Consider the following 26,771-nt stretch of genomic DNA (forward strand, 5'->3'; position numbering starts at 1 on the left):
CGAGCCCACCGTCGCCGGGCCCACTTTCGCCCATGGGACGGGCCCGGCGCATGCACCGGGCCCGTCGATGGATCACCTGTCCTCCGTGAAGGAGGGCTCAGTTGTTGTAGACGGGCTTGCCATCCTTGGTCTTGATGGTCTTCCAGGCCTCGTGGATCAGGCCGACGACGTTGTCGGGCAGCGGCACGTAGTCGAGGTCGACGGCGAGCTTGTCGCCGTTCTTGTAGGCCCAGTCGAAGAACTTGAGCACGTCGGCGGTCTTGGCCGCGTCGGCCGGCTCGCGGTAGACGAGGATGAAGGTCGCGGCGGTGATCGGCCAGGCGTCCTCGCCGGCCTGGTCGGTCAGCGAGATGCCGAAACCGGGGGCGGACTTCCAGTCGGCGCTGGCGGCTGCGGCCTGGAACGCCTTGTCGTCGGGCTGCGGGAACTTGCCGGCCTTGTTCTGGAGCAGGGTGTGGCTGAGCTTGTTCTGCTTGGCGTAGGCGGACTCGACGTAGCCGATGGCGTTGGGGACCTGCTTGACGGTGGCGGTGACGCCCTCGTTGCCCTTGCCGCCCTGGCCCACGGGCCAGCTCACCGTGGTGGCGGCACCGAACTCCTTCTTCCAGGGCTCGGACACCTGGGAGAGGTAGGTGGTGAAGATGTTGGTCGTGCCGGACGCATCCGAGCGGTAGACCGGGGTGATGTTGGCGTCGGGGAGCTTCACGCCTTCGTTGAGCTTGGTGATGCGGGCATCCGACCACTTGGCGATCTTGCCGGCATAGATGTCGGCGACGATCTCGCCGGTGAGCTTGAGCTTGCCCGGCTCGACGCCCGGGATGTTCACCACGGGGACGACGCCGCCCATCACGGTGGGGAACTGGACGAGGCCGTCCTTCTCGAGGGCCGGTCCCTTCAGGGGCGCGTCGGTGGCGCCGAAATCGACGGTCTTGGCCTGGATCTGCTTGATGCCGCCGCCCGAGCCGATGGACTGGTAGTTCAGGCCCATGCCGCTTTCCTTGCGGTAGGCCTCGGCCCACTTGGAATAGACCGGGAACGGGAAGGTTGCGCCAGCACCCGTGATGTCGGCAGCCAGGGCGGAGGTGGCGAGCTGGGCGGTCGCGAGCCCGAGGGCAAGCGCGTAGGCGAAGGGTTTCACGAGGCTCTCCGTGTCTGTCGAGCGGGAGGGGGGACCGAAGGGCCCGCGCGATCCGCGCGCCCTCGATCCGCCACGACCCGTTAGCCGCCCGATGGTGCGGCTCTATGACCACGACGTGACATACGGATGACAGCGCCCGCCCATTCCCCGTGGCGGCGCGGCGGAATGGCACGGTCCTTGGACTTCGTGCGTTGGCAACACCTGCGCTCAGCACCGTGTCTTGGCGCCGTGTGGTGGCACGATGCGGCTCGGGGGAAACGATGGCGATGAACGAAGCGGACCGCGAAGAGGCGCCGTCGGGCGGCGATCCGGTGGGCGATCCGGGCGAGGGCGCGTTCCTCGACCTCCACGTGCAGCGCGAGGCCCTGGAGCGCAGGCTCGTCCTCGTTCAGCAGCAGCAGCAATTCGGTACGAATGCGGAGGCGATCGCGCAGGCCGGCACCGAGGAGCGCGAAGCCCTGCTCGACCTCGATCGGGTGCTCACCCTGATTCGGGCGGCGGAATATCGGCGACAGCCGGGCGCGCGGCGCTGGTAGGCCCGCGCAGTCCGGGGACGTTCAGTCCATCCGGCGGCGGTCGCGCTCCTTGTGGCGCAGGCGCAGCAGGAGGTCGATCTGGCTGTCGGGGATCGGCAGCGTGTCGCAGGTCTCCTCGTAGAGGGAGCGCAGGGCGTTGCCGAGGCGGTAGCGCGTCTCGTCGGTCAGCGTGGGATGCGCGTCCCCGTCGTGTTCGTGGTCCATGCCCATTCCGGTGATTCTCTGGTCCACGTCGCAGTCCCTCGTCTCGAGCGATGTTCAACGCCGACGCCGAATCAGGCGCGTGCCCGTCACCACGTGAGAGTCCGCGATCATGGTAAACAAAATCTTAACGCTGTCCGTGTCCCAGGTGCATCACGCATCCGCCGATTGAAGCAGGCGGGCGGCCGCGGCGCGGGCCTCGTCGGTCACGGTGGCGCCGGCGAGCATCCGGGCGATCTCCTCGCGCCGGGCCGGGGCGGCCAGGGACGCGACCCGGGTGGCGACGCGGTCGCTGCCCTTCACCGGGTCCTTGGCGATGAGGAAATGGGTCTCGGCCCGGGCGGCCACCTGAGGCGCGTGGGTGACGGCCACCACCTGAACCCGGGTGGCGAGGCGCCCCAGGCGGGCGCCGATGGCGTCGGCCACGGCCCCGCCGACGCCGGTGTCGATCTCGTCGAAGATCAGGGTCGGCGCCGAGCCCTTGTCGGCGAGTACGACCTTGAGGGCGAGCATGAAGCGCGACAGCTCGCCGCCGGACGCGACCTTCATCATCGGCCCGGGCCGGGTGCCCGGATTGGTCTGCGCCCAGAACTCGACGCGGTCGTAGCCCGCGGCATCCCGCGAGTCCGGGTCGGTGCTGATCTCGGTGATGAAGCGGGCGCGTTCGAGCTTGAGCGGCGGCAATTCGCCCTTCACCGCCGCGTCGAGGGCCTTGGCCGCCTTGCGGCGCCCCTCGGTGAGCTTCGTCGCCGCCTTGGCGTAGGCGGCCTCGGCCCCCGCCAGGGTCTTTTCCAGGCCGCCGAGGGCCTCCTCGCCGGCATCGATGGCGGCGACGTCCGACGCGTAGCGCTCGCGCAGCGCCGCGAGATCGTCCACGGGCACGTCGTACTTTCGCGATGCGGCGCGGAGCGCGAACAGCCGCTCCTCGACCCGCTCCAACTCGCGCGGGTCGAACTCGGCCTCGCGCAAGGCGGCGTCCAGAACCGTATGGGCCTCGTCGAGGGCCGTCAGGGCGGCATCGAGGGCGGCGACGCAGGGCTCGACCAGGGCGGGCAACTGTCCGGCCCGGCGCTCGAGCTTGCGCAGGGCGGAAGAGAGGTGGGCGACGCCCGGACCACCCGACGCCTCGATGGCCTCGTTGAGTTCACGGGCGACCTTCTCGCCCTGCTGCATCACCGTGCGGCGCTCGGCCAGGGCCGTCTCCTCCCCGGCCTTCGGATCGAGGGTCTCCAACTCGTCCACGGCGTGGCGCAGGAAGTCGACCTCCTTGCGCGCGGCCTCCACCCGGGCCCGGTGCTCAGCAAGGCTGGCGCGGGCGGCGCGTACGCGCTTGGCGGCTTCGCTCACCTGACCGAGGGGCGCCTGGAGGCCACCGAAGGCGTCGAGGATGGCGCGATGCGTCCCCGGATCGGCGAGCGCGCGATCGTCGTGCTGGCCGTGGATCTCCACGAGGGCGAGGCCGATGGCGCGCAGGACCTGCACACCCACGGGCTGATCGTTGACGAAGGCCCGGGTGCGGCCGTCGGCCATCTGGATGCGGCGCAGGATGAGATCGCCCTCGGTGTCGAGGTCGGCCTGCGCGGCCAGCGCCCGGGCGGGGTGGTCGAGGCCGATGTCGAACACGGCGGTCACGGCGCCCTGCGCCTCGCCGTGGCGCACGAGCCGGCCGTCGCCGCGCCCGCCGAGCGCCAGGGCGAAGGCGTCGAGCAAGATCGACTTGCCCGCCCCCGTCTCGCCGGTCAGGACGCTGAGGCCCTCGCGAAAGTTCAGGTCGAGCTTGTCGATGAGGACGATGTCGCGGATCGCGAGCTGGCTCAGCATGCTGCGGCGCGGGTCCTCTCCACTGGGACGGGTCCTCTCCACCGGATACCTGCGTCCCAACGCACCGTGATGTCCGGTCGAGGGACGGCGTCAGGTACGGATTCTGTCAGGGGCACTCTTAGCCATAACGCTTCCCGGGTTCACGCGCAAAATGCAGTTGGGCATCCTTGGCGCCCGTTCCGCTCAAGTGATCAGTGGGGAAGCAGCGCAGCGAAATCGAACGCTTCGATCTGTCGCTGGAAGTCCGGATTCCTCTCGCGAACCGAGCGGGCGATCAGATCAGTTTCGAAGGTGGGCCCCGGTGCGGCCGCGACCTCACCGGCTCGCAGGAATTGGTCCGCGTAATGCCGATCGCCTTGAGCGATCGACCCTCGCGCGATCGCTTCGGCAAGAAAATCCGCGACGGAGTCGGAGGGCATATCCGACGGAACCAAACCCTTGGCCTTCAGGTGCCTGAGAACTCGCATTCTGGCCTGCGTGGAGCCAAGATTCGAGACATGGAGCACCCCGATCCGGCCGCACGCGTCCGACCGGATGCGCGCGGCAACGTCCCCAACGTGGAGATTGTGACCGACATGGGTGAGATCGGGGCAGATGTTCGAACGCACGATAGCCTTTCCGTTGAAGGTCCCGGCCGCGATCGCATCCCGTGAGACATCGAAGCGCAGCGGTCCTTGCCACGCACGGTCATCGGATCGCTCCGCCGGCGCGGCGATGTTCTGATACCAGGTGCCCGGATAGATTGGCTCATCGCCCTCCGACAGAATCGAGAGCAGATTGTCCCCCCCGATGGTCCCGTCCCGGTAGCCGAACACGAACTCGTCCGCATCGACCACACAAAGATACTTGCAGCTTCGTGATACAAACCGATAGAAATTCAAATTGAACGCAACGTCGTGCAGATTGTCGTAGTAATGCGGATATGAGAACAGCAAAACTCGTTCTCTATATTCCGCAAGCAGGCTCAGATACGCCTCATCTCTCGACCCACAGTCCATGACGATGATATTATGCCACCCAACGAGACGACCATAGTAGTCCATCCATTTCGGCAGCAAATACGCGTCATCCTTTATCTTAAGAACGACTTTTAGATAGGTATTCAACCCTGCGCCGAATTCGAGCCCGCGGGTGCGACCGACGGCGAGCCAATCCCGATATGCGTCCCGGCGTGAAAAAAAGCGTTTCCGGCGGCTGTTCTCGTAGACACGTTTCGAGAAGAACGGGGTCTCGTGCCGCAGGTCCGAGCCGCAGCGGTCGAAGTGCCGCTCCTCAGGACGCTCTAGGAGATACTGATAGGTATCGTGGAACCGCGGCCTAGCAGCAAAGCCTCGTATGCGCTGCCAAGCATGGAACGTCCAGCGTTGCAGGTCCATCGATGGCAGTCGCTAGACCAAATCAACCAGATGAATGGGATCCGGCTTGTAAGGCTCCGACTCCGCAACGCGGCGCTCAATTGCATCGATGGATTTGGCGGGGCGCGACACATCGATCCCCTTCAGCTGCCACGGCGCGAGCGTCCACCAATTCGAGGCGAGGAGACGCGCGATGAGCGCCTCATCGAAGCGGTAGCGGACGACCCGGCCCGGATTCCCCACGACGATGGCATACGGCGGAACATCACGGCTCACCACCGCGTAGGCACCAATGATCGCGCCCGTTCCGATGGTCACGCCGGGCCGGACATAGGCACGGTGGCCGATCCAGACGTCGTTCCCAATCACGATGGTACTGCCTTGAACGAACCCCGCGCTTCCGGCCGTGTCCGGATCGAACGCATGGTAGGCGTCGGCGTCTGCGAAGTCGCGACCGACTGGAATGATCGTCTCGTGCAGATAGAAGAACGGCGAGGTGCTCAGCCAATCGATCGAGTGATCGCCCCGTCCCATCTGGACCTCGTCGCCGATGGAGACGTACCGCCCAATCGTGACGTTGTTGAAGTGACCGGAGACGCCGTAGCTGAAGCTGCCCACGGAAATCCGGCCTAGGATATCCATCCACTGCAGGGAGCAGGGCGGCTCGAAGACGCTGTTGGGCGGAAGCACCCGGCCGTCCGGCGGCGGCGCGGAATCGACGCCGCGTGCATTCAGCGTCGCCTTGAGTTCGGCAGTTATGACGTAGCGACCATCCGCCGTCATCCGCGGCTGAACGGGTGCAGGGGCGTCATCGATCGGGACCGAAACCGGCGTCGGCATCGGTCGATGAATCGGAGGGAGGATGCCGACCTTCCGCAACAGCCGGGTCGTTCTGCGTACGAGCATGAGGCGGTGACGTCGCTCCAAAAGCAGAGAATATGGACCCAAGCGGTGGATCTCCGCTTTCGGAAAAGGTGATACAAAGTCGATGATCGGCGGTGGTATGGTCCGCCTCGGAAACCGCGGTAACTTCGAACTGGAAGCCCCCCCCTCCTACCTGGGTCGGGCGGTCGAACGGCGGCCCCGAGCGGGGCCGCTGACTCAGGTCACTGCGCTTCGGCGGTCCGGCCGACGACGCCGCGATAGACCTTGCTCAGCCACGAGGACTTTTCCTCGCGCGGCTCCAGGCCGCCGTTCTGCAGGAGCGCGAAGGCGTCCTTGTACCAGGGGCTGTCGGGGAAGTTGTGGCCCAGCACGGCGGCGGCTGTCTGCGCCTCGGCGGTGATGCCGAGCGCCATATAGGCCTCGACGAGGCGCTCCAGAGCTTCCTCCGCGTGGCGGGTCGTCTGGTACTTGCTCACCACATCGCGGAAGCGGTTGATGGCGGCGGGGAAGTTGCGACGCTCGAGGTAGAAGCGGCCGACCTCCATCTCCTTGCCGGCGAGCTGGTCGCGGGTGATCTGGATCTTGGCCTTGGCGTCGGTCGCGTATTCCGAGGTCGGATACTTCTGGACGAGCTCCTGCAGTCCGGCGAGCGCCTTCTCCGAGCGATCCTGATCGCGGGTCACGTCGGGGATCTGCTTGTAGTGCGACATCGCCATCAGGTACTGGGCGTAGGCCGCGTCCTTGCTCGCCGGGTGGCGCTGGAGGTAGCGCTTCGAGGCCGAGATGGCGTCGTCGTACTTCTGGCCCTCGTAGTTCGAGTAGGCCGTCATCAGCAGCGCGCGGCGCGACCAGTCGGAATAGCTGTAGGCCTTGTCGAGCTCGCCGAATTTCTTCGAGGCGCCCTCGTAGTCCTTGTCCTCCATCCGCGCCAGGCCGTCGCTGTAGAGCTTGTCGGCAGGAACATCCGGCACGACTTCCGGCTTGTACTTCTCAGCGAAGGGGTTGATCGAATCGAGGGCGTCGCAGCCGCCGAGGCCCACGCCGCAGAGCGTGAGAAGCACGGCCGCCATCGCACCGCGGTTCGGATGAGTGAGGCGCATTCCGGTACTTCCCCCAACAGGCGGCCCGCTTGGGACGCGCGTCGTCAAGCCATCACAGGTGTCGGTCGCGTGGCTGACGGCGTGATGCCACGGTCCGGCTGCGTTGCCCAGCGGACCTTGCCCCGTTTCACGGACGATTCACCGTGGCGCGCGATTTGGGCGTGAAAACGGCGGCCGGCTCGGCCTTTGCCCTGAGCCCACCGATTTGCGGACCGGATGTTGCGGGCCCGCTACAGATCCCGATGTCAGAGTTCGCCCGCGAAGGCGGCGAGGCCGAGGCTGTTGCCGAATTCGGCGAGGCTGGTCTCGCGGCGCGGGCTGGCGGCTTCGACGATGGCGTAATTGGCCCGGTCGGAGAACAGGGCGGTCAGCACGCCGACGTTCATGCGGTGGCCGCCGCAATAGGAGCGGTAGGCGCCCTGGAGCGGCAGGCCGGCAAGCGCGAGGTCGCCGACGGCGTCGAGGAACTTGTGGCGGACGAACTCGTCGGCGTAGCGCAGGCCCTCGGGGTTCACGACCGCCGTCTCGCCCACCGCGACGGTGTTCTCGAGGGAGGCGCCCAGGGCAAACCCGGCCTTCCAGTAGCGTTCGACGTCGCGCATCATCCCGAAGGTGCGCGCGCCCGCGATCTCGCGGCGATAGGCGGAGGGGGTGAGGTCCATGGCCTTGCGGCTGCGGCCGATCACCGGGTTCTCGAAATCGATCTCCACGTCGAGGCGGAAGCCGCGGTCGATGGGGCGGAGCTCGGCGAAGGCGCGGTCCACCTCGATGCGGACGGGGCGCAGAACCTTGATCCAGCGCCGGGCGGCGCCGCAGGTGGTGAGGCCGACGGCGTCGATGGCCTGCACGAAGGGACGGGCGCTGCCGTCGAGGATCGGCATCTCGGGGCCGTCGATCTCGACGAGGACGTTGTCGAGCCCGAGCCCGTAGAGGGCGGACATCAGGTGCTCGATGGTGGCCACGGCGCCCGTCTGGACATCGCCGATGACGGTGCAGAGTTCGGTGGCGGACACGCAGGCGTGGTGGGCTTTGATGAGGCGATCGTTGCCGGTGGGCATGCCGGTGCGGAGGAACGCGATTCCGTGGTTCGCCGGCGCGGGGTGGAGGGTGATCTCCGCCGGGTTCCCGGAATGCACGCCGATCCCCCTGAGGGTGGCCGGTGCCTTGAGTGTCGTTTGATGGTTCGTTCGCATTCCATAGCCCTCGGCCGTGATCGAACGCAGGCCTCCTTCGAGGGAGGCAAGTCGTTCCCGTGATCCGTCCGCTGCTTGAAGCCCCGCGAGCGCGGGCGGCGAAACCGCCGCGCTTTTCGTTCCAAAATTCGTATAGCCCCGCCCCAAACCGGGACCAAATCACGGATTCTTACGCTGTGTTACAATGCAGCGTTTGGAGAGCGATCGAAAAACCTCTGCGCGATCAATCGCTTGACCACGCACGTCACCCGAGGTCGCAAGACCCCGGGTGCGTTGCAAAAACACATCAGACCGGACGGAGATGGGCCCCGTCCGGGGCGTTCAGTTGGCCTGGCGACGGAGGAAGGCCGGGATCTCGAGCTGATCGTCGTCCATCATCCGGGCCTGCGGGGCCTGTACCCGGCCCTGCGGGTCGAGGTTGCCCTGGGCCGGGCGGTAGCCCTGGGCGACGGGCGCGGGCGCCCGCTTGGCGTAGTCGGCGGGGGCCTGCGGCACCGGGCTGGCCGGAGCGCGCACCGGCACCGGCACGGGGGCGGCCTCGGCCTCCTCGCGGCGTCCGCCGAAGCCGACGGTGGCGAGGCGGCGCAGGAGCGTCATCCGCTTGGTATCGGCGGCGGGCTCCGCCGGCTCTTCGCCGCGGCTGGCGCGGAGCTGGGCCTGGGCCGGCATCGGCAGGTCCTGAATCTGCGGCATGCGCGGCGCGCGGGCGACGGCAACGGCCGGGCGCGGCGGCACGAACGGGCCGGCGGCCTGGAGGGGAGCCGGCTCCGGCAGCGGCAGAGGGGCCGGCTCGTACGCCATGGCGGCGCGGGGCTGGGTCTGGGTCAGCACGACCTCGTCGCGGATGACGGGGGCCATCTCCATCCGCACAGGCTCGACGGGGGCCATGGCCTCCGGCAGGGCGGGGCGCGGAGCCTGGACCGGCGCCGGAGCGACGGGGGCGACGACCGGGGCGGCCGCGGGAGCGGTCAGGGGCTGGTCTTGTCCGGGGGTGCGAAAGGTGGTGGCGGGCTGCGCCGCCCGGGCCCTCGCTTCCGCCCGAAGCCGCTCGGCCACCTCGGCGATCCGCTGCTCGGTCTGCTGGATCTCGGGGTTGTTCTGCGAATGGGCCGTGATCAGGGCCGGCTCGATGCCGGTGGCGACCACGGAGACGCGGATGATGCCGTCGAGGCTCTCGTCGAAGGTGGCGCCGAGGATGATGTTGGCGTCCGAGTCGACCTCCTCGCGGATGCGGGTGGCGGCCTCGTCGAGCTCGTAGAGGGTGAGGTCGTTGCCGCCCGTGATGGAGATCAGCAGGCCGCGGGCGCCCTTCATCGACACGTCGTCGAGGAGCGGGTTGGCGATGGCCGCTTCCGCCGCCCGGTTGGCGCGGTTCTCACCGGAGGCCTCGCCGGTGCCCATCATGGCCTTGCCCATGCCGCGCATGATCGCGCGGACGTCGGCGAAGTCGAGGTTGATGAGGCCTTCCTTGACCATGAGGTCGGTGATGCAGGCGACGCCCGAGTAGAGCACCTGGTCGGCCATGGCGAAGGCGTCGGCGAAGGTGGTCTTCTCGTTGGCGACCCGGAACAGGTTCTGGTTCGGGATCACGATGAGCGTGTCGACGGCGGCCTGGAGCTCCTGGATGCCGGCCTCCGCCGTGCGCATCCGGCGCACGCCCTCGAACTGGAAGGGCTTGGTGACGACGCCGACGGTGAGGATGCCCATGTCGCGGGCGGCGCGGGCGATGACGGGGGCCGCACCGGTGCCGGTGCCGCCGCCCATGCCGGCGGTGATGAAGCACATGTGGGCGCCGGACAGCTGGTCGCGGATCTCGTCGATGACCTCGTCGGCGGCGGCCGAGCCGACCTCCGGGTGCGAGCCGGCGCCGAGCCCCTGCGTCACGCCGAGACCCATCTGGATCACGCGCTCGGCCTTGGAGGAGGTGAGGGCCTGGGCATCCGTGTTGGCGACGACGAACTCGCAGCCGAGCAGGCCGGATTCGATCATGTTGTTGACGGCGTTGCCGCCGGCTCCACCGACGCCGAAGACGGTGATGCGGGGCTTCAGTTCCCGGATGTCAGGTGCCTGCAGACTGATGGCCATGGGTGTCGAGCCTCTCGTGCCTTTCACGTTTCATTTGACGCCTCGATGGAGGGAGGCGCCGATTCTCGTCTGGCCGTTCGCGCCCACCCCCGATGCCGGGGGTTTGGGGCGCGACGGCGGTCGTTCCTCTAGAAACTCTCGCGGAGCCAGCGTCCGACGCGCGAGAAGTAGCCGTCCGTTCCGGTGCCCGCGAAGGCGCCGTGCCCACGTGGTTCGAAGTGCTCCGCGTGGGCCACCTGCGGGTAGACCAGGAGCCCCACCGCCGCCGAGAAGGCGGGTCCCTTGGCGGCCTCGGGGAGGCCGCGGATGCCGAGCGGCCGGCCGATGCGGACCTGCCCCTCCATCACCCGGCGGGCGACTTCCGGCAGGCCGACGAGCTGGCTCGCCCCGCCCGTGAGCACCACCCGGCGCCCGGCCTGGGCCGAGAAGCCGGCGTTGCGCAGGCGGTCCCGCACGAGTTCGAGGACCTCCTCGACGCGCGGGCGGATGATCCGCACGAGCTGCGAGCGCGGCACGTGGGTGGGGGCGTCGCCCTCGTCCTCGCCGACCCCGTGGACCGCGATCATGTCGCGGTCGTCCGACGCCGTGGGAAGCGCCGAGCCGTAGAGGGTCTTCAGGCGCTCGGCGGCCGCGACCCGGGTGGAGAGGCCGCGGGCGATGTCCATGGTGACGTGGTGGCCGCCGACCGCGATGGCGTCGACATGGACGAGGTGGCCGCCGGAGAACACGCCGACGCTGGTGGTGCCGCCGCCCATGTCGACGACGCAGACGCCCATCTCGGCCTCGTCGTCGACGAGCGCCGACAGGCCCGCGGCGTAGGGGGTGGCGATGACCGCCTCGACGCCGAGGTGGCAATGCTCCACCGCCAGCATGAGGTTGCGGGCGGCGGCGGCCTCGCCGGTGACCACGTGGAGATCGACGCCCAGCGCGTCGCCCATCATGCCCGACGGGTCGATGACCGCGCCCTGGCCGTCGATGGCGTAGCCCGTGGGCAGGGCGTGGAGCACGGCCCGGCCGGGGCTGACGCCGTGGGCGGAGGCCGTCTCCAGCACGCGCTCCACGTCCGTCCCCGTGACGGTGCCCGTGCGGGTGTTGACCCGGGCCTCGAAATGCTGGGAGCCGATGCGGCCGCCCGACATGTTGACGATGACGGACTGCACCTCGACCTTGGCCATGCGCTCGGCGGCGTGGACCGCCTGGCGGATGGCGCCCTCGGCGGCTTCGAGATCGACGATGGCGCCGCCCTTCAGCCCCTGCGAGCGCTGGTGGCCGATGCCGATGATGCGGGCGAAGTGGGTGCGACCGCGCAGGGTCGAGAGCGCCTCGGCCGGCTGAAGCTCGGCGATGAGGCAGACGATCTTGCTCGTCCCGATGTCGAGCACCGAGAGGGTGGTGCTCCGTCGGGCGGAGAGCGGCTTGAGCCGCGGGGTGAGGCCGTGCTGGTGGTGCATGGTGCTACCGGGCCGGGAACGCGGGGACAGTCGGCGTGGACGCGGGATGCGCCGGACGGATCGTGCGGCTCATGTCGCGGGTCACGTGGCGGCTCCCTTGGCCTTGGGCTTCTTCTGGGATTCCGCGCGGGCGGCGGCGGCTTCCTCGGTGAGCCGCACCACCACCCGGTCGGGCATGCGCAGGTCCACCGCGATGATGTCCTTCTCGAGGATGCGGTTGTCGCGCTCGAGGCGCACGAGGCGGGCGAGCGCGTCCGCCGCCCCGGTCTCGGGCAGGCGGATGTCGACGCCGTCGAGCTTGAGCGTCCAGCGCCGGCCGGAGACGTAGGTTCCGGCCTTAACCCGCTCGGCGAGGGTGCCGGCGGCCTCGATGAGGGCGAGGTAATCCTTGAGGCGCTCGTTGGCGCCCTCCCCCACCACGAGGGGGAGCGCGGCGTAGCGGTCGTCCCGCATCTCGTCGATCACCTTGCCGTCGGCGGCGATGACCGAGATGATTCCGTTGCGCTGCCACAGGGCGGCGGGCTCGCGCTCGACCTGGGTGATGACGATCTCGTTCGGGTACACCTTGCGCACGGAGGCGCTGGCGATGAGGGGCACCTGCATCAGCCGGTCGCGGACCTCGTTGACGTCGAGGAACACCACCGACGAGTGGCCGTCGATGCCGGCGGCCTGGAGCACTTCGCGCTCATAGAGGCGAGCGATCCCCGCGATGGTGACGCGCTCGACGCCGAAGCCGGCCAGGCGCGCGAGAATGTCGAAGGGGCGGCCGTTCTCGAGGACGAAGCGCTCGTAGCGGCCGCTGGCGACGAAGCCCGTCAGCGCCAGGGCGGCGAAGGACACGGACATGGCCAGGGTGCCGAGGTGGCGCGGGATGCGCCGCTCGATGGGCAGAGCGAGGCGCGAGCGGCGGCCCGGACCCAGGCGCCGCAGGCGTGCGGTCACGGCGTCGCGCAGGGCGCGGGCCGGGGCGAAGCCTGCGCCGCCGGAATGACCCGACCCGCTCAGCGGCCCAACGTTGCGTCCTCCACCATCCATTGGACGAGCTCACCGAAACTATGACCAGCGTGGGCTGCGATCTCCGGCACAAGGCTCGTCTTCGTCATGCCGGGTTGCGTGTTGACCTCCAGGACGACGAGGGCACCGGTTCCACCCGGTGTGTCGTCGAAGCGGAGGTCCGCACGGCTGATGCCCCGGCACCCGAGTGCTTGATGCGCCGTTAACGACAACTCTTGGACACGCTGGTAAAGATTTGGTTTAATTTCTGCCGGGAGGACGTGGATCGACCCCCCTTCGGCGTACTTCGCATCGTAGTCGTACCAGTCCCCCGAGGCGGTCTTGATCTCGATCACCCCGAGGGCCTTGTCGCCCATCACCGCGCAGGTCAGCTCGCGTCCGGCGACGTAGGTTTCGATAAGGATATCATCGCCGTAGCCCCAATCCGCCCGGCCGATGTCCCGGGGTGGCGGGGCGCTCGCGTCGCGCACGATGACGACGCCCATGGACGAGCCCTCGGCCACCGGCTTGAGCACGTAGGGCGGCGTCAGCAGGTGTGACTTCGCGGCCGCATGACGGTTAACGACGCGGCCCTCGGGAACGCTCACACCGGCCGCCCGCATGATCGTTTTGGCACGTTCCTTGTGCATGGCGAGCGCCGAGGCGAGCACGCCCGAGTGGGTGTAGGGAATGCGCAGCAGCTCCAGCAGGCCCTGGATCGTGCCGTCCTCGCCCGCCGGCCCGTGCAGGGCGTTGAAGGCGACGTCGGGCTTGAGGTCGGTGAGCACCGTGGCGATGTCCGGTCCGACATCGACGCGGGTGACGCGAAACCCCCGGCCCTCGAGGGCCTCGGCGCAGGCGTTGCCGGAATTGAGCGAGACCGGGCGCTCGGAGGACCACCCGCCCATGAGGACGGCGACGTGCTGGGACATGGGAGGCTCCGGAAGGCGGATGCGGACAGGACAAGGGATCAGACGGGACCAATCCGACTGCGGACGGCGTCAAAGACCGCCTCGGCGGCATGGACCGGCAAGGCACCGATCCGGCGCAGGATGCGCGACGGCTCGATGCAGGCAATCTTGGACGGGCGCACCATCGAAGCGGTTTCGAGACCGGCAGCTTCGAGGTCCGAAATCGGAAGGTCTCCCGCCCTGTTCGCATGGCGTGCGCTGGTGATCATGGCGATCCAAACGAAGCCGGCCTCGGCCACGGCGGGACCGGAGACAACGACGGCCGGGCGGCGCTTTTCCGCGAGACGATCGGAGTATGGAAAAGGCACGACAATGACGGTGCCGGCGACGAGCGCCTGACGGTCAGAGGTTGGCATAATCTTCGTCGTCGATGGGGCTCCCCCATTCCGTGAAGGTCACGAACGGGTCCTCAACCTCCGGCTGCGCCTTCTCGATCCGGATCCCATCGGCCGTCAGCACATAGCGAAGGCGGTCTCCGGGCGCGATCCCGAGCTTGGCGCGAACCTCGGCGGGCAGGACCGTCTGGCTTTTCACGGAAACCTTGGAATAGGCGGTTCGAACGGCGTGGGCCATGGCTGTACTCCAGAAGCGTCCTTACGACTTACCGACTTACAGCAGAGGCGTCGAGGCCGATGCGCTTGATCTCCCAATGTAGGTCGACGCCGCTGGTCTCGCGCACGCGCCGGCGCACCTCCTCGCCGAGGCCCTCGATGTCGGCCGCCGTGGCGCCGTCGCGGTTGATCAGGAAGTTGCAGTGCATGGGCGAGACCTCGGCACCGCCGACCCGCAGGCCCCGGCAGCCGGCGGCGTCGACGAGCTGCCAGGCCTTGCCGCCGGGCGGGTTCTTGAAGGTCGAGCCGCCGGTGCGCTCGCGGATGGGCTGGGCGGCCTCGCGCGCCGCCGTGACCCGATCCATCTCGGCCTCGATGCTTTCGCGATCACCCGGACGGCCCCGGAACACGGCATGGGTGAAGATCACGTCGTCGGGGGCCCCGCTGTGGCGGTAGGCGAACCCCATCTCGGCGTGGCCGAACGTCCGCCGGTCGCCTTTCCGGTCGACGCCCTCGGCCGCGATCAGCACGTCCGTGGTCTCGCCGCCATGGGCCCCGGCATTCATGCGGAGCGCCCCGCCGATGGAGCCGGGGATGCCGCGGAAGAACGCGAGCCCGTCGAGGCCGGCTTCCGCCGCCGCCTTGGCGAGGCGCATGTCGGGCACGGCGGTACCGACGCGCAGGTGATCGCCGTCGATCGCGACCGACCCGAAGGCCTTGCCGCCGAGGCGCACCACCACGCCCGGCACGCCGCCGTCGCGCACGATGAGGTTCGAGCCGAGGCCGATCACCGTGACGGGGATCTCCGGGTCGAGGCCGGCCAGCAGGGCGGCGAGATCCTCCGCATCGGCCGGGGTGAACAGCACCTGCGCCGGCCCGCCGACCCGGAACCAGGTCAGGTCGGACAGGGGCTGGTTGGCGATGAGGCGCCCGCGCAGGGCGGGCGCGGCCGCGCGGATGGCGGGGGTGAGATCGGGGAAGGCGGGGGTGAGATCGGGGAAGGCGGTCATGGGTACTGGTGCCTTTCGGCATAATCAATTAGAAATTGCAGAGCCGATGGGCGGGTGGGGGCATGGACAGGGCGATCGTTTTCACCCGCCCGGCGGCCTGTGCCCTGAGCCGGATGCCGGCGACGACGGAGGCCCTGATCCGCGCCAAACTGCGCCAACTCGCCGAAGATCCGGACGCCCTGGTCAACAACATCAAGGCCCTGAAAGGTCAGGACGGCTGTCGCCGCCGCGTCGGCGATTGGCGGGTGATTTTCACGAGCGAGCCCGATCGGGTCATTGTGCATGATGTCGGACCGCGTGGGTCGATCTACGATTAGGACCAGCGACATGACCACCGTCCGCACGAGAACGCCGGCCGGCGAAGCGATCGTCATTCTTCCCGAAGCCGAGTTCGAACGCCTCGTCGCCCTGGCCGAGGACGCGTCGGATACACGCAACCTCGCCGCTTCGCGGACGCGGCTCGATACAGGCGCCGACGAGCTGTTACGCGAGGCCGACCTCGATGCCCTGCGCGCGGCGCCGACGCCCCTCGTTTTCTGGCGCGAGCGCCGCGGCATGGCTGCGGCGGCGCTGGCCGAACGGGCCGGCATCACGGAGCCTGATCTCGCGGCGATGGAGCAAGGCGCATACGCGGGCGACACCACGGACTACCGATCTCTCGCCGCAGTGCTCGGCGTCGATCCGGACGATCTTCTGCCGGACGCCAAGGCCGCGTGAGCGTCTGTCACCCCGCCACCCCCCCGAGCGCCGCCAGCTCGCCCGGCAGGGCGTAGGCCCATTGGGTGATGTTGCCCGCGCCCAGGCACACGACGTAGTCGCCCGCCTTCGCCCGCCCGGCGACGATGCCGGCGAGATCCTCGGAGCGGTCCAGGGCGATGGCATCGCGGTGGCCGCGCGATTTGAGGCCCGCGACGAGGCCGTCGCGGTCCATGCCTTCGATGGGGGGTTCCCCGGCGGCGTAGACGGGGGCGACGATCACCGTGTCGGCGTCGTTGAAGCAGGTGCAGAAATCGTCGAACAGGGAGGCCAGCCGGGTGTAGCGGTGGGGCTGGACGATGGCCACCACGTTGCCGTCCGTGGAGGCGCGGGCGGCCTTGAGCACCGCCTTGATCTCCACGGGATGGTGTCCGTAATCGTCGAAGATCAGGGCGCCGTTCCACTCGCCGGTCTTGGTGAAGCGGCGCTTGACCCCGCCGAAGCCGGCGAGCGCCTTGCGGATCGCCTCCGGCTCGACGCCGAGCTCGTGCGCGACGGCGAGCGCCGCCGTGGCGTTGAGGGCGTTGTGCTTGCCCGGCATCGGCAGGACGAGGTCCTCCATCTCGATGCGGAAGCCCGGCCGCCGGTCGCGGATCATCACCCGGAACTTGCTCTGGCCGCCACGCAGATCGATGTCGATGAGGCGCACATCGGCCTGCGGGTTCTCGCCGTAGGTGATGATACGGCGATCCTCGATGTGCCCGACGAGGTCCTGCACCACCGGGTGGTCGATGCACATCACGGCGAAGCCATAGAACGGGATGTTGTCGATGAAGCGCCGGAACGCGTCCTTGACCGCGTCGAACGAGCCGAAATGGTCGAGGTGCTCAGGGTCGATGTTGGTGACGATGGCGACATCGGCCGGCAGCTTGAGGAAGGTGCCGTCGGATTCGTCGGCCTCCACCACCATCCACTCGCCCTCGCCCATGCGGGCGTTGGTGCCGTAGGCGTTGATGATGCCGCCGTTGATGACCGTGGGGTCCATGTTGCCGGCGTCGAGCAGGGTCGCGACCAGGGACGTCGTGGTGGTCTTGCCGTGGGTGCCCGCGATGGCGACGCACGACTTGAAGCGCATGAGCTCGGCCAGCATCTCGGCCCGGCGCACCACCGGCAGGCGGCGCTCGCGGGCGGCGACGAGTTCGGGGTTGTCGCGCTGGATCGCCGTGGAGACGACCACGAGGGCGGCGTCCTCAACGTTCGAGGCGCTGTGGCCGACGAAGGTGCGGATGCCTTTCTCGGCCAAACGTCGGACGTTGGCGTTGTCCGAGGCGTCGGAGCCCTGGACGGTGTAGCCGAGGTTCATCATCACCTCGGCGATGCCGGACATGCCGATGCCGCCGATGCCGATGAAATGGATGGGGCCGAGCTTGTCGGGCAGCTTCATGGGATGAACCAGTCCAGGCCGGGCGCACCCGAGGCGGCGCCCATGGAGGGGAAGATCAGGTGCGGGCGGCCGTGGCGACGACGATGTCGGCGAGGCGTTCGGCGGCGTCGTGGATGCCCGCGCTTTTGGCCGCTGCCGCCGCCGCGGTCAATTTCCCGCCCTCCGTGAAGCGGTCCACGAGTTCGGCCGCGAGGCGATCGGGCGTGAACTGGCTCTGGGGAATCGCCAGGGCCGCGCCGATGGAGGCCAGGGTCGCGGCGTTGGCGGCCTGATCCTGATCCAGCGCCCCGGGGAGCGGCACCAGGATCGACGGTCGGCCGATGGCGGCGAGTTCCGAGACCGTGGAGGCGCCGGACCGCCCGACGACGAGGTGGGCGGCGGCCATGCGGGCCGGCAGGTCCTTGAAGAAGGGCGCCGCCTCGAAACCGCCGAGGCCGAGGCCGAGATAGAGGTTCTGCACCGCCGTGAGATCCTCGGCCCGCACCTGCTGGACGAGGTGGAGGCGGGCGCGCAGGTCCGCCGGCAGGCTCGCGATGGCTTTGGGCACCACCTCGCCCATCACCCGCGCGCCCTGGCTGCCGCCGAAGACGAGGAGGTGGAGGGGGTCGCCTGGCCCGACGGAGGGATAGGGCGTGGCCGCGGCCGCGATCACCGCCGGGCGCAGGGGATTGCCCGTGTGGGTGCGGGGCGCCAGCGCCTTGAGGGGCACGCCGCGGACCTCCCGGAAGCCCGTGGCGATGGCCCGCGCGCCGCGGGCCAGGAAGGCGTTGGCCCGGCCCATGACGGCGTTCTGCTCGTGCAGAACTGTCGGCACCCGCAGGATCTGCCCGGCGAGCATGGGCGGCACCGTGGGGTAGCCGCCGAAGCCCACGATGGCGGCGGGATCGAGGCGCTTGATCTGCCGCGCGGCGACGCCGAAGCCGCGCCCCAGGGTGAGGAGGGCGAGGCCGCGCTTCACCGGGGACCGGCCCGAAGGCGTGGCCGACGCGATGGTGACGATCTCGGAGGCCGGAAACCCCGTGGCGATGGAATCGACCCGCGCGTCGGTGGCGAGCACCACCCGCATCCCGCGCGCGCGCAGGACGTGGGCGAGGCTCTCGGCCGGAAACAGGTGGCCGCCCGTGCCGCCGGCACACAGGAGGATGGTAGCGGTGGCGACGGTCAACGCATCACTCCGGCGACGGTCGCCGGGGCGGTCCCCGGCGGCTTCTGGCTCAGGGTGGTGGTGCGCGGGCGCTTGCGGGTCAAGGCGACGAGGAAGCCCATGCCGAGGGCCAGGGACAGCATCGACGAGCCGCCGTAGGAGACGAACGGCAGGGTCATGCCCTTGGCGGGCATCAGCTGGACGTTCACCGCCATGTTGATGCAGGCCTGGAGCCCGAACAAGGTGACCAGACCCGTGATCGCCAGGCGCGAAAAGGTGTCGTCCGTGCGCCGGGCGAGTTTCAGGCCGCGCATGACCAGGTAGGCGAACAGCGACACGAGGCCGAGGCAGACGAGGACGCCGAACTCCTCGCCGATCACCGAGAACAGGAAGTCGGTGTGCGCGTCGGGCAGGTGGCGCTTGGCCAGGCCCTCGCCCGGCCCGACGCCGAGCCAGCCGCCGGCGTTGAACGATTCGTGCGCCCAGAAGCCCTGGAAGTTGTCGCCGGACTCGGTGTTCATGAACCGGTCGATGCGCTCGCGCACGTGGTACAGGAAGCGGTAGGCGACGCCGACGCCGAGCAGTCCGGCGATGCCGAGGCCCGCGACCCAGAACCAGTGCAGGCCGGCCACGAAGAACAGCGCGCACCACACGATAGTGATGAGCATGGTCTGGCCGAAATCCGGCTGGAGCACGAGGGGCACGATGGTGATGGGCAGGAGCAGGATCGCCAGCAGGCCGCCCGGCATGTCGCGGCGCTGGGCGCCCTCCGAGAAGGCCCAGGCGGCCACCACCACGAAGGCGGGCTTGACGAATTCCGACGGCTGCAGGCCGAAGGGGCCGAACTGGATCCAGCGATGCGCGCCCTTGATCTCCGGCCCGAACTTGCCGGCGAGCACGCACAGGACCACGCCCATGAGCCACGTCGCCAGGGCCACGCGCCGGATGTGGCGCAGGGACAGGAACGACACGGCCACGATGATCAGCAGGGTCGGCGCGAGGTAGAGCGCCTGCCGGTTGAGGAAGTGGAAGGTCGGCAGGCCGATCTTCTCGGCCACCGGCGGACCGCCGCCCATGAGGAAGACGAGGCCGGCCACCATGAGGGCGCCGAGGCCCGCCAGCAGGCCGCGATCGACGGTCCACCACCAATCGGTGAGAGGCGTGCGTTCCGCGCGGGACATCATGGTGAGCGCTCTCCGTGAGGCCTGGGCGCTCGAAGGAGCAGCCGCCGGCCGCCGGCAGCATCGGGAGCCGGCACGGCGCGATCCTGTGCCGGAATGGTAAACCAATCCTTTGCGGTCAGGCCCCATCCTCGGGATGGCGCATCATCCGTGTCGCCACCCAGCCCACCGCGATGGCGACGGTGACGCCCCAACCGACCTCGAGGAGGCGTGAGCCGAACATCTGCTGGGCGGTGCCGACATGGGGCACGAGCAGGATGATGGTGGCGGTGATGCCGGCGAGGCGCCCGGCGCTCGCGACGTTGAGGAGCCAGCACGCGGTGAGCGAGAGGATGACGGCGACCGCGTAGGCGACGAGGTCCTGACCCACGGTACTGAGCACGCCAAGACCGATGAGGCCGCCCGTGGCTGCGCCCAGGAACTGGTCGCGGGCCATGGTGCGGGTGGCGCGGAACTCCGTCTGCACCACCGCGATGGCCGTGATGGCGCTCCAGAATCCCTCGCGGAGGTTCAGCGCCTGGGTCGGCATGTAGGCGATGAGGGCGGCGGACGCCGACATCAGCCCGTGCGCGGCCCCGCCGACGAGGCGCCGGCGCAAGGGCATACGCTTGCGCAGGCGACCGATCTGCTGGCGCAGCCAGCCGATGCGGACCTCGTCCCGCGTCACCTCGCCCGGCAGGACCGGGGGCTCGCGCAGCTCGTGCTCCACGGAACTCACTCGATGGGGCTCAGGCCGCCGCCTTCGTCGCGGAAGCGAGGCCGGGGGCGACCTGCGCGGCGATCTGACCGGAGGCGAGATTCTTCGATTTCGCCTCGATCTCGAAATCCGCCCAGGCGAGGTGCCGGCCGACGAGGGCGTTGACGGCGCGGTTCCACATCATGTCCGAATGGGCCGCGAGGTCGCGGCGGGAATGACCCGCAGCCGAGAGCGCGACGAAATCGGGTGCGGCCTCGGGGTCGGTGCCCGCCAGGAGATTCTCCCGCGAGACGCTGATATGCGCGATGGGGCGCACGCCGCGCCACGAATCGCGCACCTGCGCGATGCGCGGATCCTCGGGCTCGATGTAGGCGCCGCCACTCTCGACCCAGTGGTGATGGAGGTCGAGCACCACCGGCACGACGTCGGCGAGTTGCAGCACCGTGTCGAGGCCGAAGGCATTCTCGTCGTTTTCGACGGTGATGAGGTCGCGCGCCGTTTGCGAGAGCAGGGGCAGACTGGCACGGAACCCCTCGACGCCGGGGTCGCGGGCGCCGACATGGATGTTGATGTGCGCCCCATGCGGGTGCCACCCGGAGCCGTACCCCATCAGCGCCATCACCTCGGCGTGATACTCGAACTCGGCGATGCCGTTCGCCTGCGCGGACGGGTTGCGCGAGGCGATGACGCAGAACTGACCGGGATGGAAGCTGAGGCGCACGCCGGCTGCCCGGGCGAGATCGCCGATGCGGGCGAGCCCCGGCTCGATCAGGGCGCGCAGGCCCGGCTCGGCGTAGATGTCGCTCGCCACCGGGTGCGTGTAGCCGGGGAGCACGTTGCTCGCCATGCGCAGCAGCCGCTCGAGGGGCGGACGCGCGGCGACCCAGGCGATCTGCCGCTCCAGGGCGCCGAGGTTGTGGCGGGCCAGATCCTCCAGCTTCGCCCGGCGGTCCGCAGGCGCGAGGCGCGTGAGGTTGGCCATGGTGACGTGGCTGAGGTTCATCTCCAGGGCCGCCTCGCGGGCGGCCTTCAGGGTCTTGAAGCTCTCCGGCGGGGCTTCGAGGATGAACTTGCAGCAGAAGCCGAGGCGCGGTTCGCCATCGGTCAGGGGTGCGGGAAGGTTCGGGGTCTGGGTCATCGTCTGAGTCATCCTGGCCCCAACGCCGCTGGGCCGGTTTGGTCCCGCCCGACCCGACGCGTGCGGGCCACAGCCCCGATGAAAAACGTCGCGCCCGGCCTCCGCTCCCCGGACAGGCATTGACGGGGCGGCGGGCCTCGCCTTTACCCGCTTCCATGCAGGCAGATCGGCCCAGGGGAGCGAGCCGCCGCGCGATCATCGCCGTGATCGCGCTCTACGCCCTGTGCCTGCAGGCCATCCTGGGGACCGCCGTGCCCCTGTCGCCCCCCGGGGTGGACCCCGCCCTGTGCCTGCACGAGGCGGGCGAGGCCGGGCCGGACGCGCCCGCTCCCGTCCACGTGCACGTGTCCTGCTGTACGGCGGCCCAGGCCGTGGCGAGCCTCGACCTGCCGTCCCTCGTGCCCACCGGCGTCGTCTGGCCAAGCCGGCGCCGCGTCGCTGTGGCGTGGCGCCCGCACGCGGCCGCGCAGCCCCGGGCGCCCCCCGAACGAGACGCACAACCGCGGGCACCGCCCGTCGCCTGAGGGCGCCCTTCGTCCGCCGCCGAGCTTCGGTGCGGCCGGCGCCCCGATCCCCGAACGACCGTCCGCCAGACCGGACGGGTTCGATGGATCGGCCGTGCCCGCGAGGCGCGGCCCCGAGCGCTCGCGACCGTCCAGGACGACCATGCCCTCCTCCCTCACCGGCGCCGCCGCGCCGTTCGCCGCGCCCATTCGCCTCTCCCGCGAGGCGGTCTACCGCGCCGTGTGGCGCTGGCACTTCTATGCCGGGCTGATCTGCCTGCCGTTCCTGATCCTGCTCTCGACCACGGGGGCGCTCTACCTGTTCAAGGACGAGATCAACGTCGCCCTGTTCACCCGGCGCTTCGTCGTCCCGGCCTCGGACGGAGCGTCCCTGGGCCCGGACCGCCTCGTCTACGTGGCGAGCCAGGCGGTGCCGGACGCCACCCCCCTCACCTACCTCGACCCGGCCGGCCCGACATCCCCGGCGGTGGTCACCCTGGTGAAGGACGGGGCCAGGACCCTGGTCTCCCTCGACCCGCGCAACGGCGACATCGTCGGCCACGTCGCGGCGGATGGCGACGTGATGGCGGTGATCCGGCGCCTGCACAGCCTGTCGTATTTCGGGCCGGTGGCCAACGGGATCGTCGAGGTGGTGGCGGGCTTCCTCGTCGTGCTCGTGATCACCGGCACCTACCTGTGGTGGCTGCGCGGCCAGTCCGGCGGGGTCGTCGGCGTCCGGGGTACGCCGCGCCGCCGGGTGTGGTGGCGCGATCTCCACGCGGTGACGGGCTTTGTGGCCGGAGGCGGCCTGCTGTTCCTGGCGCTCACCGGCCTGCCGTGGTCCATCGTCTGGGGCCAGCAGCTGCGGGCGCTGTCCAACGCCGCCGGCCTCGGCCAGCCGAGCGCCCTCTGGGCGCGGGTGCCGGTGTCGACGGTCCCCATGGGCGACGCCCTCACCACCGCCGGCTGGGCCCTTGAGGACGCGCCAGTGCCCCTGTCGCGGCCGGCCCCCGGCCAGTCCATCGGCCTCGACCGGGCGGCGGCGATCCTCGTGGAGCGCGGCATGCCGGCGGGCTACGAACTCGCCCTGCCGGTGGGCGAGACCGGCGTCTACGCCGCCGCCGCCTACCCGCGCGACGTCACCCGCCAGCGCATGATCTCCCTCGACCAGTACACCGGCCAGGCCCTCGTCGACGTGCGCTTTTCCGAGATCGGCATCGTCGGCCGGGCGATCCAGTGGGGCATCGGCCTGCACAAGGGCGAGACCTTCGGCCGGCTCAACCAGCTCCTCATGCTCGCTGTCTGCCTCGCCGGCCTCCTCCTGAGCGTCACCGCCGGGGTGATGTGGTGGAAGCGCCGACCCTCGGGGAGTCTCGGCATCCCGCCCTGGCCGCGTGCGCCCCGCGTCGTCGCCGGGGTCACGCTCCTGGTTCTCGGCCTCGGCGCCCTGTTCCCGCTCACGGGCGCGGCGATCCTGGCGATGATCCTCCTCGATTGCGGCGGCCGTGCCCTCGCCGGGCGGATCGCGGCCTGAAGCCGACCCTTACCGGGCGCGTCGCCCGTGTCTTCCCGCGCCCTCCGGGACCGCCTCGGAACCGCCCTTCTTGTTCTGGCCCTCTGGCTGCAGGCCCTGGCGCCGGGGGCGGCCCTGCGCCTGCCCCCGCCCGATCCCCTGGCCCACGCGATCATCTGCGGCCATGGCATCGAAGCCGCCGTCGCGGCGGAGGACGGGATGCCGGGCCCCTGTGCGGCCTGCCCGTTCTGCACCGGCATCGCCCTCGCGCCCCTCGTCCCGACCGGCCCACGGGTGGCCCGCACCGCCCGGTGGCACGCGGTCGCCTGGGTGACACCGCCCCCGATCCCCTCCCTCCGCCGGCCCCGGCCCGCCGGCCAGCCCCGGGCCCCGCCCCTCCCGTCCTGATCCCGTCGCCCCTCCCCCTTCGACCGATCGGACGCGTTTTCCCATGTTGCTGTTCTCTCCCGCACGACGGCGCCTCGCCGCCTTCCTCCTCCCCGCCGCGGGCCTGCCCGCCGCCTGCCTGCCCGCCGCATCCGTTCCCGCCGCCGCGCAGGCGCAGGTCGCGTCCAGCGTCACCCTCGACGAGGTCTCCGTCGTCGGCGACGGCACCGGACGGCCGACCGGACGCACCGGCTTCGGCGTCGCCGCCCTGCCGGGTTCGGCCGCGAGCGTCATCGAGAATCCCGTCGGCCAGATCGTCACCGCCGTCGGGCGGGACAGCACCATCGCCAACCGGCCGGCGACGAACATCGGCTCGGTGCTGCTCGACAGCCCCGGCGTCACCGTGCGCCAGGGCAACGGCGCCCGCGACGTGATCATCTCCGTACGCGGCAACAACGCCCGCTCCACCGGGGTCACCCGCAACATGGTCGTCCTTGAGGACGGTTTCGTGCTGACCCAGCCGGACGGTTTCTCGCGGTTCGATCTCGTCGACCCGCGCGCCTATTCCCGCATCGACGTGTTCCGGGGTCCGCAATCGGCGCTGTTCGGCAATTACGCCACGGGCGGCGCGCTGGCGTTCCGCACCCGCACGGGACGGGAGATCTCGGACGGGAAGATCTTGGGCTACGAGGTCGGGGTCGATGCCGGCAGCTTCGGGTACCTGAGCAACTACTTCACCGTCGGCGGCGTCAGCGGCCCGGTGGAGATCAGCCTGTTCGCCAGCGACGTCCGCGCCAACGGCTACCAGGACCATTCGTCCTACGACACGCAGACCGTCAACCTGCTGGCGAGCTACACCCCGACGCCCGACAACCGCTTCACCCTGAAGGTGATCAACAACGAGCTCCACGCCGACATCGCCGCGCGCGCCTCCCTGAACCAGTACCGGATCAACCCGTACCAGCGCGGCTGCGCCTCGGCAGCCACCGCGGCTTCGGGCTGCACCACATACAGCTTCTTCCGCAACGGCGCCTTCGGCGCCACCTCCCCCGTGACGGCGACGGAGGTCGGGCTGGAGCGCAAGGACCGGCGCACCATCGTGGCCGCGCGCTGGGAGCACGACATCGACGCCCAGACCACGTGGCGGACCCAGGTCGGCTTCGACGAACGCAACATCAACCAAGCGTTCTTCACGAGCTCCGGGCGCGGCAGCGTGCCGTCCTACAACGCGATGAGCGACATCACCCACCGCTCGGAGCTGTTCGGTCTGCCGGCGGTGAGCTACGCGGCGCTCTCCTTCAGCGCCCTCGATTCCCACGCCACCACCTTCAACCTGACACCGTTCGCGGGGCCGACGCTCGGCGCCCTCATCGGCGATCAGTTCGCCGTCCAGTCGAACCTCGGCGGCCGGGCGCGGACGGAGGTCGCCCTGTCGGACACCTGGACCGGCGTGGTCGGGATCAGCGCCGAGAACACCTGGATCACCGGGCGCAACCTCGCCTACGCCTACTCGGCGGCCGGGCGGACCACGAGTCCGGCCCTGGCCGACCGCAGCTTCCTCAACGTCGCGCCGGAGCTCGCCCTGGTCTACCGGCCGAGCGCCGAATGGGCGTTCCGCGGCCGGGCCGCCACGGGCTACACCGCCCCGGCCGCCGGCAGCCTGTTCGTGACGCCGGCCGGGGTGCCGGGCAACAACACCCAGCTGCAGACCCAGCAGAACCTCGGCTTCGATCTCGGCGCCGACTGGACTCCGTGGGAGGGCCTGCGCTTCAGCCTCACCGGCTTCTACGAGTTCTTCCGCAACGAACTGGTCTCGCAATCGCCCGGCGCCGGGCTTCTGGCCTACACCTTCAACGCCCCGGCCTCCGAGCACCGCGGCATCGAGGTCGCGGCGGACTGGGCCTTCAGCCCGGGCTGGCGCGCCACCCTCGCCTACACCTTCGACGATCAGTTCTACACCCGCTACGTCGAGCAGCTGAGCGGGGTAAGCTTCACCGCGCGGTTCGACCGGGCCGGCAAGCTCATCCCGGGCGTGCCCGCCCACCAGCTCCTCGCCCGCCTCGGCTACGAGCAGGTCGGCGGCCCCCTCTCGGGACTCGGCGGCTTCGTCGAGGTGGTGGCGCAGGACGATTTCTTCGTCGACAACGCCAACCTGCTCAAAGCCCCGGGCTACGCCCTCGTCAACGCCAACGTCCACTACGTTACCGACCTGACCGGCGGCTACGCCCGGCGTCTCAACCTCTACGTCGAGGCACGCAACCTTCTGGACCGCACCTACGCGTCGTCGGTCCAGAACCTCGCGAACAGCCTGAACGCCGGGACCGGCGGTCTCAACGGTGCCGGTGTCCTCGCGGGCATCACCGGTTCGGTCTATGCCGGCGCGCCGCGCACGGTGGTGGCGGGCATGAAGCTGTCGTTCTGAGACGCCGAGGGCGTACGCCGGCGTCGCCCGCCTGCGCGAACGGGCTTTTTCGCGCCCATTCGGCAGGGTGGCGTAGGGTCGGGTGTCCGGGGAGGCCGGTCGCCGGGCCGGGACGTCCGGAATCCTCGGTCCCCTTGTTCCGATCCGCGCGGGCGCCCCGGCCCTATTTCAACTGGCGCCGGCGGAACGGGATCGGACGGCGCCCCCGGCGCGTTCGGTTCCAGACTTCGTATCGGTTCCAGACTGGTCGCCCCCTTGTCCGTGCGGGCTTCGGATTGGCCGGGCGATCGATCGCGAGAATGCAGGGGACCAGCGCATGAGCGACGAGACCGCCCGCGAGATCGGGTCACGTCGGC

Annotated in this window: 26 protein-coding genes; 7 read left to right on the forward strand and 19 right to left on the reverse strand. The window is 69.9% G+C overall.

All coding sequences use genetic code 11. The features are described from left to right. Window positions 1–97: 97 nt before the first annotated feature. Window positions 98–1,138, reverse strand: coding sequence for a phosphate ABC transporter substrate-binding protein PstS (pstS, locus tag ASF27_RS03415; RefSeq protein ID WP_056264982.1), 1,041 nt, complete (start codon window positions 1,136–1,138; stop codon window positions 98–100). Between the two features lie 266 nt (window positions 1,139–1,404). Here pstS and ASF27_RS03420 point away from each other — a divergent pair, with 266 nt between their 5' ends. Further along, window positions 1,405–1,674 (forward strand): hypothetical protein, encoded by a 270-nt coding sequence (locus tag ASF27_RS03420; RefSeq protein ID WP_200918677.1) that lies wholly within the window; start codon window positions 1,405–1,407, stop codon window positions 1,672–1,674. A 21-nt stretch (window positions 1,675–1,695) separates the two neighbouring features. Here ASF27_RS03420 and ASF27_RS03425 read toward each other — a convergent pair whose 3' ends face one another. The 13 genes from ASF27_RS03425 to murB form a co-directional block, all read right to left on the reverse strand. After that, window positions 1,696–1,905, reverse strand: a complete 210-nt coding sequence (locus tag ASF27_RS03425; protein ID WP_244476557.1) for a hypothetical protein — start codon at window positions 1,903–1,905, stop codon at window positions 1,696–1,698. A 123-nt stretch (window positions 1,906–2,028) separates the two neighbouring features. Beyond that, entirely contained in the window at window positions 2,029–3,696 is a 1,668-nt protein-coding gene (recN, locus tag ASF27_RS03430; RefSeq protein WP_056264977.1) for a DNA repair protein RecN, read from the reverse strand. A 191-nt stretch (window positions 3,697–3,887) separates the two neighbouring features. Beyond that, window positions 3,888–5,072, reverse strand: coding sequence for a glycosyltransferase family 2 protein (locus ASF27_RS21400; protein WP_082478767.1), 1,185 nt, complete (start codon window positions 5,070–5,072; stop codon window positions 3,888–3,890). Window positions 5,073–5,084: 12 nt separating this feature from the next. Continuing rightward, window positions 5,085–5,891 carry a CatB-related O-acetyltransferase gene (locus ASF27_RS03440; protein ID WP_162238633.1) on the reverse strand — a complete coding sequence of 269 codons (807 nt, stop codon included), beginning with the start codon at window positions 5,889–5,891 and terminating at the stop codon, window positions 5,085–5,087. A gap of 266 nt (window positions 5,892–6,157) precedes the next feature. Next, on the reverse strand, window positions 6,158–7,036 hold the full coding sequence (locus ASF27_RS03445) for an outer membrane protein assembly factor BamD (RefSeq protein WP_056165863.1): 879 nt from the start codon (window positions 7,034–7,036) through the stop codon (window positions 6,158–6,160). A gap of 245 nt (window positions 7,037–7,281) precedes the next feature. Continuing rightward, window positions 7,282–8,229 carry a UDP-3-O-acyl-N-acetylglucosamine deacetylase gene (gene lpxC / locus ASF27_RS03450; RefSeq protein WP_056264968.1) on the reverse strand — a complete coding sequence of 316 codons (948 nt, stop codon included), beginning with the start codon at window positions 8,227–8,229 and terminating at the stop codon, window positions 7,282–7,284. Between the two features lie 321 nt (window positions 8,230–8,550). Then, entirely contained in the window at window positions 8,551–10,314 is a 1,764-nt protein-coding gene (ftsZ, locus tag ASF27_RS03455; RefSeq protein ID WP_056357659.1) for a cell division protein FtsZ, read from the reverse strand. A 128-nt stretch (window positions 10,315–10,442) separates the two neighbouring features. After that, window positions 10,443–11,765: a cell division protein FtsA gene (gene ftsA, locus ASF27_RS03460; RefSeq protein ID WP_056306451.1), complete on the reverse strand. Its 1,323-nt coding sequence runs from the start codon at window positions 11,763–11,765 to the stop codon at window positions 10,443–10,445. 81 nt (window positions 11,766–11,846) lie between these two features. Continuing rightward, complete coding sequence (locus ASF27_RS03465; RefSeq protein WP_056264959.1) at window positions 11,847–12,800, reverse strand: cell division protein FtsQ/DivIB; 954 nt, start codon at window positions 12,798–12,800, stop codon at window positions 11,847–11,849. Continuing rightward, on the reverse strand, window positions 12,767–13,690 hold the full coding sequence (locus ASF27_RS03470) for a D-alanine--D-alanine ligase (protein ID WP_056357662.1): 924 nt from the start codon (window positions 13,688–13,690) through the stop codon (window positions 12,767–12,769). Before ASF27_RS03470 ends, ASF27_RS03465 begins: the two co-directional genes overlap by 34 nt. Before the next feature lie 38 nt (window positions 13,691–13,728). Beyond that, window positions 13,729–14,085, reverse strand: coding sequence for a type II toxin-antitoxin system PemK/MazF family toxin (locus ASF27_RS03475; protein WP_056357665.1), 357 nt, complete (start codon window positions 14,083–14,085; stop codon window positions 13,729–13,731). Next, the gene (locus ASF27_RS03480; RefSeq protein WP_056357668.1) at window positions 14,072–14,302 is read right to left on the reverse strand and encodes an AbrB/MazE/SpoVT family DNA-binding domain-containing protein; all 231 of its coding nucleotides are present in this window, start codon (window positions 14,300–14,302) and stop codon (window positions 14,072–14,074) included. Before ASF27_RS03480 ends, ASF27_RS03475 begins: the two co-directional genes overlap by 14 nt. Before the next feature lie 28 nt (window positions 14,303–14,330). After that, on the reverse strand, window positions 14,331–15,290 hold the full coding sequence (murB, locus tag ASF27_RS03485) for a UDP-N-acetylmuramate dehydrogenase (protein WP_056306454.1): 960 nt from the start codon (window positions 15,288–15,290) through the stop codon (window positions 14,331–14,333). 62 nt (window positions 15,291–15,352) lie between these two features. On the opposite strand from murB, the gene ASF27_RS03490 reads away from it, so the two are divergent. Together ASF27_RS03490 and ASF27_RS03495 are read left to right on the forward strand one after the other, a co-directional pair. Continuing rightward, window positions 15,353–15,607 carry a type II toxin-antitoxin system RelE/ParE family toxin gene (locus ASF27_RS03490; RefSeq protein ID WP_082478769.1) on the forward strand — a complete coding sequence of 85 codons (255 nt, stop codon included), beginning with the start codon at window positions 15,353–15,355 and terminating at the stop codon, window positions 15,605–15,607. A 10-nt stretch (window positions 15,608–15,617) separates the two neighbouring features. Further along, window positions 15,618–16,007, forward strand: coding sequence for a helix-turn-helix domain-containing protein (locus ASF27_RS03495; RefSeq protein ID WP_056165838.1), 390 nt, complete (start codon window positions 15,618–15,620; stop codon window positions 16,005–16,007). Window positions 16,008–16,014: 7 nt separating this feature from the next. On the opposite strand, the gene murC is transcribed toward ASF27_RS03495, so the two are convergent. The 5 genes from murC to ASF27_RS03520 all read right to left on the reverse strand — a co-directional run bounded on the left by murC (window position 16,015) and on the right by ASF27_RS03520 (window position 21,590). Next, on the reverse strand, window positions 16,015–17,430 hold the full coding sequence (murC, locus tag ASF27_RS03500; protein ID WP_056264947.1) for a UDP-N-acetylmuramate--L-alanine ligase: 1,416 nt from the start codon (window positions 17,428–17,430) through the stop codon (window positions 16,015–16,017). A 55-nt stretch (window positions 17,431–17,485) separates the two neighbouring features. Beyond that, a complete protein-coding gene (locus ASF27_RS03505) occupies window positions 17,486–18,595 on the reverse strand; it encodes a UDP-N-acetylglucosamine--N-acetylmuramyl-(pentapeptide) pyrophosphoryl-undecaprenol N-acetylglucosamine transferase (RefSeq protein ID WP_056357671.1) in 1,110 nt (369 codons plus the stop codon). Further along, on the reverse strand, window positions 18,592–19,758 hold the full coding sequence (locus ASF27_RS03510) for a putative peptidoglycan glycosyltransferase FtsW (RefSeq protein WP_056165829.1): 1,167 nt from the start codon (window positions 19,756–19,758) through the stop codon (window positions 18,592–18,594). The genes ASF27_RS03505 and ASF27_RS03510 overlap by 4 nt, the downstream gene beginning before the upstream one ends. Window positions 19,759–19,873: 115 nt before the next feature. Next, entirely contained in the window at window positions 19,874–20,464 is a 591-nt protein-coding gene (locus tag ASF27_RS03515) for an FUSC family protein (protein WP_056357674.1), read from the reverse strand. 19 nt (window positions 20,465–20,483) lie between these two features. Further along, window positions 20,484–21,590: a UV damage endonuclease UvsE gene (locus ASF27_RS03520; protein ID WP_056357678.1), complete on the reverse strand. Its 1,107-nt coding sequence runs from the start codon at window positions 21,588–21,590 to the stop codon at window positions 20,484–20,486. 155 nt (window positions 21,591–21,745) lie between these two features. Here ASF27_RS03520 and ASF27_RS03525 point away from each other — a divergent pair, with 155 nt between their 5' ends. From ASF27_RS03525 to ASF27_RS03540, 4 genes are all read left to right on the forward strand, one after another. Then, window positions 21,746–22,114 carry a hypothetical protein gene (locus tag ASF27_RS03525; RefSeq protein ID WP_056165821.1) on the forward strand — a complete coding sequence of 123 codons (369 nt, stop codon included), beginning with the start codon at window positions 21,746–21,748 and terminating at the stop codon, window positions 22,112–22,114. Between the two features lie 142 nt (window positions 22,115–22,256). Next, entirely contained in the window at window positions 22,257–23,627 is a 1,371-nt protein-coding gene (locus ASF27_RS03530; protein WP_056357681.1) for a PepSY domain-containing protein, read from the forward strand. A gap of 27 nt (window positions 23,628–23,654) precedes the next feature. After that, window positions 23,655–24,014, forward strand: a complete 360-nt coding sequence (locus tag ASF27_RS03535) for a hypothetical protein (protein WP_056357684.1) — start codon at window positions 23,655–23,657, stop codon at window positions 24,012–24,014. A gap of 46 nt (window positions 24,015–24,060) precedes the next feature. After that, window positions 24,061–26,415 carry a TonB-dependent receptor gene (locus tag ASF27_RS03540; protein WP_156467444.1) on the forward strand — a complete coding sequence of 785 codons (2,355 nt, stop codon included), beginning with the start codon at window positions 24,061–24,063 and terminating at the stop codon, window positions 26,413–26,415. Window positions 26,416–26,771 lie beyond the last annotated feature (356 nt).

Source organism: Methylobacterium sp. Leaf102, from assembly GCF_001422425.1.
In the GTDB taxonomy this organism is placed as follows: Bacteria; Pseudomonadota; Alphaproteobacteria; order Rhizobiales; family Beijerinckiaceae; genus Methylobacterium.